At 62.1% G+C, this 10,635-nt stretch carries 12 protein-coding genes; 4 read left to right on the plus strand and 8 right to left on the minus strand.

Annotation, left to right across the window (positions count from 1 at the left end; translation table 11 throughout):
• Positions 1–273: 273 nt before the first annotated feature.
• Both ACIPG5_RS19090 and ACIPG5_RS19095 read left to right on the plus strand, forming a co-directional pair.
• Complete coding sequence (locus ACIPG5_RS19090) at positions 274–561, plus strand: hypothetical protein (protein ID WP_008091393.1); 288 nt, start codon at positions 274–276, stop codon at positions 559–561.
• Between the two features lie 86 nt (positions 562–647).
• On the plus strand, positions 648–1,262 hold the full coding sequence (locus tag ACIPG5_RS19095) for a Yip1 family protein (RefSeq protein WP_236237531.1): 615 nt from the start codon (positions 648–650) through the stop codon (positions 1,260–1,262).
• Between the two features lie 17 nt (positions 1,263–1,279).
• Here ACIPG5_RS19095 and ACIPG5_RS19100 read toward each other — a convergent pair whose 3' ends face one another.
• Complete coding sequence (locus ACIPG5_RS19100; RefSeq protein WP_176517617.1) at positions 1,280–1,540, minus strand: DUF1652 domain-containing protein; 261 nt, start codon at positions 1,538–1,540, stop codon at positions 1,280–1,282.
• 289 nt (positions 1,541–1,829) lie between these two features.
• Between ACIPG5_RS19100 and ACIPG5_RS19105 the strand changes: the two genes are divergently transcribed.
• On the plus strand, positions 1,830–2,057 hold the full coding sequence (locus ACIPG5_RS19105; protein ID WP_176517616.1) for a DUF6555 family protein: 228 nt from the start codon (positions 1,830–1,832) through the stop codon (positions 2,055–2,057).
• On the opposite strand, the gene ACIPG5_RS19110 is transcribed toward ACIPG5_RS19105, so the two are convergent.
• The 4 genes from ACIPG5_RS19110 to ACIPG5_RS19125 form a co-directional block, all read right to left on the minus strand.
• Positions 2,026–2,958: a DNA-3-methyladenine glycosylase family protein gene (locus tag ACIPG5_RS19110; protein WP_401377142.1), complete on the minus strand. Its 933-nt coding sequence runs from the start codon at positions 2,956–2,958 to the stop codon at positions 2,026–2,028. The two genes, ACIPG5_RS19105 and ACIPG5_RS19110, sit on opposite strands and share 32 nt — an antisense overlap.
• Positions 2,959–2,965: 7 nt before the next feature.
• Complete coding sequence (locus ACIPG5_RS19115; RefSeq protein ID WP_401377145.1) at positions 2,966–3,829, minus strand: pirin family protein; 864 nt, start codon at positions 3,827–3,829, stop codon at positions 2,966–2,968.
• Between the two features lie 73 nt (positions 3,830–3,902).
• On the minus strand, positions 3,903–4,802 hold the full coding sequence (locus ACIPG5_RS19120) for an alpha/beta fold hydrolase (RefSeq protein ID WP_401377148.1): 900 nt from the start codon (positions 4,800–4,802) through the stop codon (positions 3,903–3,905).
• Between the two features lie 24 nt (positions 4,803–4,826).
• Entirely contained in the window at positions 4,827–5,453 is a 627-nt protein-coding gene (locus tag ACIPG5_RS19125; protein ID WP_286914367.1) for a LysE family translocator, read from the minus strand.
• Positions 5,454–5,578: 125 nt separating this feature from the next.
• Between ACIPG5_RS19125 and ACIPG5_RS19130 the strand changes: the two genes are divergently transcribed.
• Positions 5,579–6,058, plus strand: coding sequence for a GNAT family N-acetyltransferase (locus ACIPG5_RS19130; protein WP_401377151.1), 480 nt, complete (start codon positions 5,579–5,581; stop codon positions 6,056–6,058).
• Positions 6,059–6,128: 70 nt separating this feature from the next.
• Here ACIPG5_RS19130 and ACIPG5_RS19135 read toward each other — a convergent pair whose 3' ends face one another.
• The 3 genes from ACIPG5_RS19135 to ACIPG5_RS19145 form a co-directional block, all read right to left on the minus strand.
• Positions 6,129–7,385 carry a sel1 repeat family protein gene (locus ACIPG5_RS19135; RefSeq protein WP_401377153.1) on the minus strand — a complete coding sequence of 419 codons (1,257 nt, stop codon included), beginning with the start codon at positions 7,383–7,385 and terminating at the stop codon, positions 6,129–6,131.
• On the minus strand, positions 7,385–9,205 hold the full coding sequence (locus ACIPG5_RS19140; RefSeq protein WP_401377156.1) for a phosphatidylserine/phosphatidylglycerophosphate/cardiolipin synthase family protein: 1,821 nt from the start codon (positions 9,203–9,205) through the stop codon (positions 7,385–7,387). The genes ACIPG5_RS19135 and ACIPG5_RS19140 overlap by 1 nt, the downstream gene beginning before the upstream one ends.
• A partial coding sequence (locus ACIPG5_RS19145) for a DUF2345 domain-containing protein (protein WP_401377159.1) occupies positions 9,202–10,635 on the minus strand: 1,434 nt, incomplete at its 5' end. The genes ACIPG5_RS19145 and ACIPG5_RS19140, both read right to left, overlap by 4 nt.

A 10,635-nucleotide genomic window follows, 5' to 3' on the forward strand; every position in this document is an offset into this window, starting at 1 on the left:
CTCTGCGCAGAGGATCAGCAAGGTCTATGCCATTATAAAAAAGGCATTTGATTCAGCGAGTTAGGCAGGGAAGCAAAACGAATTGGGGAGCATTCCCCAGCCGCTTTCCCCGATTCGGGGGATGAGAGGGATTGGCATTTGCCTGGGCGGTAAATTCTCGGTCAATCCAGTTGAACGTCCGCTGCTCGCGGCCCTCAAAAAGGAGATACCTGTATCTCTTGCGAGGACCTTGCCGATGTTCTTTCAGCGCCTAGCCAGAAGCGCCCCGCAGCCATGAAAATGCCCGGCCGCGCGCCCAACACCCCCGTGCAGCTCGACTATGTGCGCGACACCCTGTTCGGCCCAGTGGCCCAGAGCGTGGAGTGCCAATGCCAGCTTGCCGCCCTGAGCCTGCAAGGGCGCCCCGCCTTGCGCCTGCACATTTGCCCGCCGCTGCCCGACAAGGTCGAGCGCGCCCATAGCGTTGCGTTCATCTGGGATGGCCGCAGCTACCATGGGGTGGTTCGCGACCAGGGCAAATGCGGCGATGGCGGCCTCAACCTGCTGGTGGAGCTGCAGTAAGCCGATCAACGGCGGCGAACCGGGCTGAACCTGGCGCAAATGGCGTACCTCCATACCTAAAGGCCCCTGCCTTTGTGGAGAACGCCATGAACAGTCCGTTGCTCAAGCTTTTCACCCACCCTTCAGATGCCTGGATGGAAATACGCCGGGCCGAGGAAGACCACCCGCAGCAATACCTGCCGCGCCTGCTGGCCCTGGCGCTGATCCCGGCGCTGTGCCTGTTCGTCGGCACCACCACTTTTGGCTGGAGCCTGGCTGCCGAGGAGCGCGTGCGCCTGAGCATGGCCAGCGCGGCGCAACTGGCGGCGCTGCTGTATGCCACCACGGTGGTCGGGGTGATGCTGATGGGGGTGATGATCCGCTGGATGTCACGCGGCTTCGATACGCAACCGAGCCTGAACCAGTGCATCGGTTTTGCCGCCTATTGCGCCACGCCATGGTTCTTCGCCGGGGTGATCGGCCTGGTGCCGATTCGCTGGCTGGCGTTGATCGTGCTGGCGGCCGCGTCTGCCTATGCCACCGTGCTGCTGTATGGCGGCCTGCAGACCTTTTTACGCCTGCGCAAGGAACAGGCGATGCTGTTCGCAACCTGCGTGTGGGGGGTGGGGCTGTTGCTGCTGGTGACCATCCTGGTGTCGATGATCCTGTTCTGGAGCAACGGGCTGATGCCCGAATACGTGCGCCCGGCCAGCCTCGGCTGACCGGTGCACGGCGTCGCTCAGGCGATGGCCCTGAGCGGCGAAGGATGGGTGGACCGCAGGGCGTGCAGTTGCCCTACAAGGTTCACCACATCGCGGCAACTGTTGAGGCCTTGCAACGACACCCCGGTAAGGACGACGCCCTCCTCCAGGCTTTGCCCCTGGGCCAGCCGGATGGTCAGGCTGACGCCATCGGTGCAGCTCACTTCGCAGCGGTCAGGCAGGCAGGCCTGTTCGATCATTTGCCGCATTTCCAGCATCGAAACGCCTATCAACGACATGGTACGACCCTCTCTGTACTGGATGGCCTGTTGTTGGAGTACGCCTTTGGCAGGCAGGGTGCCAATTGATAATGCGCATGCCCAAACGGCCGTCCATGCGCCTGGGCAATGGTTGCGCGCGAGATCATCTAGCACCTTAGTGGAAGAACCCCAACAGGCGGTGACCGTTCGGTCCAATGATGGCACGGGGCGACCAGCGGTCGCTGAACCGCCATTGGGCGGGCACGGGCAAACTTTTTGCCGGCGCTGAGGCTCCATTGCTCAAGCCACACAGGACGCTGACTCCCCGATGATCGACGCCAAACTCTACGTGATCGACTATCAGCTGCATGGCAAGCCCAAGTCCTTCGTCATCCGTGCCGAGCAGATGGACAACGCCGAGGCCTGGCACTGGGCCAGTTGCGATGCCGGCCTGGGCCGCATTGGCCGCTACAGCCATGAAAAGGTGCGCAAGGTCAGCCGGCCGATGGCCGAGCGCTTCGGCATCAGCGACGTGCGCTGGCGGCAGTCGGGCTGAAGTCGGCCAGCGAAGCCCACAGGTGCTGCGCGGCATAGGCCCGCCAGGGGCGCCAGGCCAGGGCGCGTTCGCCAAGCTGGGCGTCGGGGCCTTCGTGCAGGCGTAATGCCTTGACCAGAGCCACATCCCCCAACGGCAATGCATCCGGCGCACCGACCTGGCGCAGGGCCAGGTAGTGGGCACTCCAGGGGCCGATGCCCTTGAGGCGGCAGAGGTTGCCCAGCACGGTTTCAAGCGGCTGCCCCGGGCGCAACAGGCCGGGTTGCGCCTGCAGCGCACGGGCGAGGGTGGCGAGCGTGGCCGCCCGCGAGCGCGGCATGCCAAGGTTTTCCAGCTGGGCGCTGGCGATCGTTTCGAGGGTGGGGAATATGTGGGTCAAACCATCCACCTGCACCTGCAGCGCCTGGCCATGGCGTGCCACCAGGCGGCCGGCCAAGGTCATCGCCCCCGCCACGCTGATCTGCTGGCCCAGCACCGTGCGCATGGCCTGCTCGCAAGCGTCCCACCCCTGCGGCACGCGCAGGCCGGGGCGCGCGGCTAGCAAACGGGCCAGCAACGGGTCGGTGTTCAAGGCTTGGGCGATGTGTGCGGGGTTGGTGTCCAGGTCGAATACCCGACGGATGCGGGCGATCAGCCCTGGGAGTGCGGCGTTGGGTACGCCGGTCAAGCGAACCAATAGATGGTGCCCGCGTGCGGGCCTGGCTTCCAATACGGCGTGGCGACCGGCGACCACCAGGGTGCGCCGGTACACGCCTTCGTTGAAGGTTTCGATGCCAGGGATACAGCGGGCGGCCAAAAAGGCCAGGGTCGACGGCCAGTGGTACGGCGCACGGTAGCGCAGCCACAGCGTGTGCTGCAGGTGGCTGCGGCTGATGCGTCGTACCGCGTGCAAGGGGCTCATCGGCCGATCATGCCATTTGCCCGAAACGCCCGGCATGGAAATCGTCGAACGACTCGGCGATCTCCGCCTGGCTGTTCATCACGAACGGGCCGTAACCGACGATGGGCTCATCGATCGGCTCGCCGCTGAGCAGCAGCACGCTGGTGTCTTCCAGCACCTGCAGGGCCACACCCTCGCCCGCCCGGTCCAGCAGCACCAGGCTCGCCGGGCCGGCATCACGCTCGCCATTGACCCGCAGCTTGCCGTTGAGCACCACCAGTGCGGCATTGCGCCCCGCGGCGACCGGCAATTGCAGCTGGGCACCGGCGCGCAGGCGCATGTCCCAGACGTCCATCGCGGTGAAGGTGCGCGCAGGCCCCGGCTGGCCGGCATAGCTGCCAGCGATGACGCGCAGGCTGCCCGCGTCGTCCTGCAGCGAGATGACCGGAATATCCGCATCGAGCAGCGTCTGGTAGCCCGCTGCCGCACGCTTGTCGCGAGCCGGCAGGTTGACCCACAACTGCACCATTTCCAGGGTGCCACCGCTCTTGGCGAAGGACGGGGCATGGAACTCTTCATGGATGATGCCGTTGGCGGCGGTCATCCACTGCACGTCACCCGGGCCGATCAGGCCGCCGGCGCCGGTGGAGTCGCGGTGCTCCAGCTCGCCCTGGTAGACGATGGTCACGGTCTCGAAACCCCGGTGCGGGTGCTGGCCAACGCCGCGCCGGGCACTGGTCGGGGTGAAGGTGTGGGGGCCGGCGTAGTCCAGCAGCAAGAACGGGCTGATCTGGCTGGCCAGGTTGTCGTAGGTGAACAGGCTGCGCACCGGGAAGCCGTCGCCTACCCAATGGGCATGCGGGCTGTGGTGGATACCCAGAATCTTTTTCATGAGAAGTCTCCTCTCTTGGCTGGGTTAACCTTACCAGTGCGCACAATCTGTCAGTAGACAGCTGAAATGGCACTCATCGTCCCACAAGTGGAACAGTTGAGCCGTTTTGCAGGAAATCCACCACCTGTTGCGCCGCCGTGGCCGGGTCTTCCTGCATGAAACAGTGCCCACCGGCCACTTCACGGGCGCTCACCTGCGGGTTGATGCGAGCCAGGCGTTGCACCGAACGCGGCACGAAGGGATAGGTGCGCGCGCCATACAGCACCAAGGTCGGCACTTCGATGGCGGCCAGTTGCGCCCACATGCGCGCCGGGAACGAGCTGAAGATATCCACCTCGCGGCTGGGCCGGCACTTGAGCACCACGCCTTCGCCACAATCGCCCAGGGCGTGCTCGACATAGGCATGCAGCGCGGCATCGCTCCAGCCCTTGAAAATCCCCCGGCCCTGCAGCGACGCCAGCGCCGCCTCGCGGTCGGGCCAGTGCGTGCGCCGGCTGGCGGCCTTGCGCGCCAGGGCATGGCTGCGGTGCAGGCCCAGGCGCGCAGCGATGCCCATGGTGCCGATCATGCGCCGGCTGAACAGCACCGGGTCGAGCAGCACGGCACGCGCGAACAGGCCCGGTGCACTGGCCAGCATCAGCCCGGTGAGCACGCCACCAAAGCTGTGCCCCAAGGCATGGCGGGGCACGTCGCCGTACTCGCCGCGGCCACCTTCGAACGCTTCCAGCGCCAGCGCCGCCGTGCGGTTCCAGCCGCGAAACTCGCCGCCGTGGTCACTGTCGCCGTGGCCTTGCACGTCGCACAGCCACAGGTCGAAATGCTCGGCCAGGTCCATCAGCAGCGGCAGGTAGGCCAGGCAGCAGAAGCCGTTGCCGTGCACGAAGTGCAGCAACGGCTTGCCACTGGGCTCCGAGCGCCAGCCGCGCAGGGTGAAGCCTTCGGAGCAGTCGTGGGACCAGGGAATCAATTGCATCGGTTTACTGTACTCGGCGGTCTATCAGGGTGCCGATTCTACAAACAGCAGCGGATAAAGCGAAATCACCAGCAGCAAGGCCATCAGGACATTGAACAGCATCAGCCAACGCGGGTTCTGCAGCAGCTTGCGCAATGCGCTGCCGAACATCACCCAGATGCCCACACTGGGCAGGTTGACCAGGGCGAACAGCGCGGCGATGACGATCACGTTCATCACATAGCCCTGGGCCGGCGTGTAAGTGGTGATGGCCCCCACCGCCATGACCCAGGCCTTGGGGTTGACCCACTGGAACGCCGCCGCGCCGAAAAAGCCCATCGGCTTGCGCGCATTGGGCGACTCGGCGCTCAGCGGCCCGGCGGTGGCGATCTTCCACGCCAGGTACAGCAGGTAGGCCGCCCCCACGTAGCGCAGCACGGTGTACAGCACCGGCCACGCCTTGAACACCTCGCCCAGCCCCAGGCCGACCGCCAGCACCATGACCATGAAACCCAGGCTGATGCCCATGGCATGGGGGATCGAGCGGCGCACGCCAAAGTTCACCCCCGAGGCCAGCAGCATGGTGTTGTTGGGCCCCGGGGTGATCGAGGACACGAAGGCAAACAGCATGAAGGCCGTGAGCAGGTCGGCAGAGGCAAGCATGGCAGGCATTCCAGTATCGTTATGAGTGCTGTCACACTAGCGCAGTCGCCCTGCCCTGCGACCGGTACAGTTATGGTTAATTACGCAGATACACATCACTGTACCGCCACCTCTGCAGCACAAGGAACCCAAGCATGAGCCTGACCATCCGCCCTGCGGTGCGTAGTGATGCCGCGCAGATTCTGGGCTTCATCACCGAGCTGGCCGAGTACGAGCGCGCCCGCCACGAAGTGATCGCCAGCGTCGCCGATATCGAGCGCACCCTGTTCGATGACGGCAGCACGGTGCACAGCCTGATCTGCGAGCGCGACGGGCAGGCGATCGGCTTTGCCGTGTACTTCTACAGCTACTCGACCTGGCTGGGGCGCAACGGCATCTACCTGGAAGACCTGTACATCACGCCCGAGCAACGTGGCGGCGGTGCTGGGCGTGAATTGCTGCGGCACATCGCCCGCGAAGCGGTCGCAAACGGCTGCGGGCGGCTGGAGTGGAGCGTGCTGGACTGGAATGAGCCAGCGATTGGCTTCTACCAGTCGCTGGGGGCCGAGCCGCAGGATGAGTGGATTCGCTATCGGCTCGATGGCGAGAAGCTGCGGCAGTTTGCGCAGGGGTGAACAGCGCCGGTTCGCTTCTCTGGCGGCTTGAACTTGCCAACCCACGGGCGATGTCCATCCGGGCTGCTTTTCACCCAAGCAGCCCCCACTCCACGTGTATTTCCCGCTGCATGGGCTTATCTCGCAACGGCCATGGTCGAGGGTGCGTCCAGACCATCAAATGAGTCGGCATGACTTCGCCCTCATTAAAATACCGAATGTGGTCTCCCCCTCTGTACATCACTTTCCAGTAGCCACTTTCTGGGCAGGCTTGGCCACTGGCGCATACCATGATTGGGAAGTCGGCCTTGCTCAATGCGGGAGAGCCTGGCAGGGGTTTGCCGGTGGCCGGGTCGAGCAGTTTTTCCTTGGCCAATTTTTGAATAAGGGCTTCGCTAGGTTTCTCTGGTGGAACGTTTGCCAGGCGTGCTTCCAGCCATTGCAGCTTCCCGTCCCACGGTGGCAATTTTGCGGGTGGGAGGGGTACGATTTCGTTGATTTCAGGAACTTTTGGATCGGCATAAGAATAGTTTGCGAGGATGCTCCATATTGCTTTGTACCTGTCGGCACGCTCTATATCTTCGTCCAGGCCAAAGTAACGCGTACTGTGTGCAGGTTGGACTCGAAAAGCATTCCCCAATCGTCCCGCAGAATGTTCATAACCACCCGCGACTCCCATTTGAAGCACTTCAAGTGCTTCACGGTACTTACCCCCCTCTCTAAGTATTATCCCTAACGCAACGGAAGCCTTGCCGTGCCCCTGTTCAGCAGCACAGCGATACATTTCGTTTGCGACCTGAGACAAAGCGTCAATCGACTCAAGCTTTTCTGCAACATAATATTGAGCTAGCGCACTCCCTTCGTCAGCAGCCCTTCGATAGTATCGAAGTGCCATTTCTGAGTCTTGCTGCAGACCGGCCGAACCCTGCTCAAGAAAATAGGCAACAAACAAATAACCCGTAGCAACTTTAGCCTCAATCAATTTCTCACTGAATCTCAAGTGCTCCCAGCCGCGCAGCTTAAAGTGCCCTCGCACCGCGCCATTTTGCAAATTGATGTTCGCTTTATAATGATCATGCTCAGCACTGATCCGATAAAGTCGCTCAACTTGAACATTGACACCAACGTCTCGTCTTAGCTGATTATTTCTCTGCAACCAGCGCGCATAGCCAAATAGAATATCAGCATCACTTGATACAGGCGGAAACGTTTCGTGCAAACACCTGGAAGTTGCGCTCACTTTAACACCATGAAGAGAGTCCATTTGCTTAACCTTATGACGCACTGAAATTTCGCTCACACTACAAGCCGTAAGCAACATGAAAAATGGAAACAAAAATGATCGCATCAATCCAAATCCTTGAGGACTGGTTTATCGTAGAAGAACTCTACAAGCGAGCATTTCGGAACTGCCTTCTTAATCTGAAAGCGCCTATTCTCATCAATCAACTCCCTCCACGCATCAAACGCCTCCTTGGGATTATCCTGCACCCCCTCCCCATTCGTATGCAGTTTCCACAACCGCCGCCTCAACTTCTGTGTCTCACTCGCCCACTCGTGCGCAATGTTCAGTTCACTGTCCACCTGCATGCTCCGCGTATTGATATTCGCCGAGCCATGCGTGGTGAACACATCGTTCACAATCATCAACTTCGAATGGATATACACCGGCATCCACGGCTGCTTTGCCGGTGAATCTGGCGCCACCAACGAGCACAGATGCACTTTCAACCCCGGTATGTCTTCCGGCGCCACCGTGCTTTCTTCTATCTCTTTGATCTGCTCATCGAGTTCCGCCTGCCATTTCGCCTGGGCACGCCGGCCCACCTGGTCATTCGGACCGTCAGGCCGTGGCCGCGGTGGCGCGGCCTTCCTGACCTGTTCGATCCGGCGCAGTTTGGTCACCTGCGGGATGGTCTCGGCCCGCCCCAGGCTTTCGATCATCCGCTGCGTGTTCACCGTCCCGGCACCAATGCCGTCGTCGGTGGCGTTGGTGACCACAAACAAGTGCAAGGCGCCGTGCACACCGGGATCGCGCCCGCCGCCGGTCTGGTCCAGCGCGGCTTTCTTGATTGCCTCGGCCAACGGCGGCCAGCGAAAGTACTGGTTCTCGATGTAGATGAACTGGGTGGCGTTGTTCACGGCCTGCAGGTACAACGCCTCGATCTCACGCTTCATGCTCATCTGCGGTTGAGTTCGCAGCAATTGGCACATCAACCGCTGGCCGCTGCCCGATTTGAGGTTCAACGCCTGGGCCACGGCATGCGCTTGCCGATTGACTAGCAGGTCTTCACCCGTTTCCTTGTGCCAGGCCGTGGCGAAGTTGGCGTGCAGATGTTCAAGCACCGGGCCACTGACCTGGCTCGAAATGTCCTGACGTGGCCGCACACCACGCGGGCCGCGGTCCGGAGCGGGTTTGCTGTGCTCGCTGCGGTTGAGCGCCGAGTGCTTGTCGGTGTCCCAATACTCGTCGAGAAAGTTGTGGCCCATGACGAAGCCGACAGCGCTGTCGGGCAGTTCAAAGTCGACCAGCACACTCTTCTGGTGATGGGTGGCCGTCAGTTTCAGGGTTTGGCGCATGCTGGTGCTGATGTGCGGATCAAGCCCGTGGCGCTTTACCTGGTAGGCAATTTCGGCACGCTCACGCCAGCTGAAGCCACGGCTGACGAACACCGGAAAGCCACCGCCAACACGTTTGGCCGCCTGGCGGTCAGCGGCCTCGCAGAGCTTGAACCAGTCCCGGTCAAAGGCGTACTGCGTTTCGGTCGAACTCTGCATGGCGCGGTCCTTGAGGCGCAACAGCCCCTTGCCCGGCAGGTTCGCCTCGCCCGCAAAGCCCGCCGTGTTGAACGGCATCTCCCAGCCCAGGATGCGCACCTGCACCCCTTCGCGGGCCTTGGCCAGCAGCAGCTCGCCCAGGCAAGGGGCGCTGCCGTCACGGATCAGGTACATCGAAGGTTGGAAGCCCCAGCAGATGATGTCGATCGACTTCTGCGCGGCGGCTATGGCCAGGTGCACGGTACGGAAGGTTTCTTCACCGTTGACCAAGGGGGTGTAACGAGCGAGTACGGGGTCGTAGTCCGTTTCCTCGACGAACCAGGGTGGCGTGAAGGTGCATTCATCGGTGTACTGAAATGCGAGGGGTACGACAGTTACGCTCTGACTCATGCTTGGCCTTCCTGATCAAACAGCTTGATGTACTCATTGCGTGCATTGGCGATAGGGTCAGCAATGGAGGTGTGACGACGCAGGCCACGATTGGCCAAGTGGCCTTGCTCCACATTGCTGTATTGGTCCGGTATGGGAATCCGCAGGCTGACGTTATTGGCGAATTGCACCTTGTACTGGCGGGTCACTACCTGGTGGTCCACCTTCAGCGCACCGCTTTCGTCCACCACGCCCTGCTGCAGCACGACTCCATCTGCAAACAGCGTGTAGGGCATGCCGGCCCAGGTTGCCGAGGGTGCGTTGGGGACTTGTGGCAGCTTCAATGTCATCCGCTGTGGCGACTGGCGCTTGGGATACTCCGCATGCGCAGCCTTCATGCTCGCCGGGCCGCTGTAATAGAAGTGCGCCGACTTGACGTTGTAATCACCCTCGGTCCCCGCTTCGATGCAACAGGCATCGAGGGTGATGTAACTGCCTCCAGCATTGAGGGTGATCTTCTTCTTGGCGGTGATGCTGATTGCGTCTTCGGTGCTGGTGATCGACAGCCCATTGCGGGCCAACAGCTCCAGGGTGTCGTTCTGCGCCTGGACGGTTATCGGGCCCTGATTGGCGATCAGCTTGATTCCCAGCTTGCGCACGAACAGGCTCAGCCCCCTACCGACACCGACGAACAGACGCTTGACTACGCTCAGGTCCGCTTGGCCGCCGGCGTTAAGCATCAGGTTGTCTTGCGCGGCCAGCTGCAGGTGCTTGCCGCTGCTCACGGCAATGCCTTGCGGTGCGCTAAGCAATAGCACCGCAGCCTTGAGCTCATTGAGCTGGTCGTTCAGCAGTGTCAGCTGCGCCTGTACATCGGCGGGCTCTGCCTGGCTGGCCTCAGCGTCGGCAGAGAGTTGCTGCAATTGCTCGCCCGCCTGTTGCAGGCGTCGAGTCGCATCACTCATGTGCAGCACGTTGCCTTGGGCCTTGGTCTGCTCGTCCGCGCTGATGAACACGCCCTTGCCGCCGCGAATCGCGCCCCAGGCATCGCTCCTCAGCTCAAACCCTTCACCCCGCTTCTGCTTCTGCCCATCAACCACATGCCCCAAATTGAGCTGGCTCTTGCCGCCATGCTCGGAACTCAGCTTGACGTGCTCCTGCCCCCGGGTGTCGTCCATGCGCAGCTTGTTGTTGGCCGGTGTGCGCAACACGTTGCGTTGGTAATTGCGCAGGGTCACGTGGTCCGGGTGCTGGCTGTCGTGCAGCGCGTGGGCGATGTAGGGCCGGTCGGGGTCGCCTTGCTCGAACGCCACCGCCACTTCGGTGCCCTGGATCAGCGGCAGGTGCAGGCCGTGGGTGTCGCCGGCATAGGGCCGGGCCAGGCGCAGCCAGGCGCTCTCTTCCCCGGTTTTCCAGGTGTCGCGGTCGAACAGGAAATTGACCCGGTAACG

The organism is Pseudomonas sp. NPDC087029 (genome assembly GCF_044745345.1).
Classification (GTDB): Bacteria; Pseudomonadota; Gammaproteobacteria; order Pseudomonadales; family Pseudomonadaceae; genus Aquipseudomonas; species Aquipseudomonas faucium.

Coding starts and splice junctions, on each gene's coding strand:
- ACIPG5_RS19120 (WP_401377148.1), bottom strand. CDS start 4,802: ATGCAATTGATTCCCTGGTCCCACGACTGCTCCGAAGGCTTCACCCTG.
- ACIPG5_RS19135 (WP_401377153.1), bottom strand. CDS start 7,385: ATGCGATCATTTTTGTTTCCATTTTTCATGTTGCTTACGGCTTGTAGT.
- ACIPG5_RS19095 (WP_236237531.1), top strand. CDS start 648: ATGAACAGTCCGTTGCTCAAGCTTTTCACCCACCCTTCAGATGCCTGG.
- ACIPG5_RS19130 (WP_401377151.1), top strand. CDS start 5,579: ATGAGCCTGACCATCCGCCCTGCGGTGCGTAGTGATGCCGCGCAGATT.
- ACIPG5_RS19110 (WP_401377142.1), bottom strand. CDS start 2,958: ATGAGCCCCTTGCACGCGGTACGACGCATCAGCCGCAGCCACCTGCAG.
- ACIPG5_RS19115 (WP_401377145.1), bottom strand. CDS start 3,829: ATGAAAAAGATTCTGGGTATCCACCACAGCCCGCATGCCCATTGGGTA.
- ACIPG5_RS19105 (WP_176517616.1), top strand. CDS start 1,830: ATGATCGACGCCAAACTCTACGTGATCGACTATCAGCTGCATGGCAAG.
- ACIPG5_RS19090 (WP_008091393.1), top strand. CDS start 274: ATGAAAATGCCCGGCCGCGCGCCCAACACCCCCGTGCAGCTCGACTAT.
- ACIPG5_RS19100 (WP_176517617.1), bottom strand. CDS start 1,540: ATGTCGTTGATAGGCGTTTCGATGCTGGAAATGCGGCAAATGATCGAA.
- ACIPG5_RS19140 (WP_401377156.1), bottom strand. CDS start 9,205: ATGAGTCAGAGCGTAACTGTCGTACCCCTCGCATTTCAGTACACCGAT.
- ACIPG5_RS19125 (WP_286914367.1), bottom strand. CDS start 5,453: ATGCCTGCCATGCTTGCCTCTGCCGACCTGCTCACGGCCTTCATGCTG.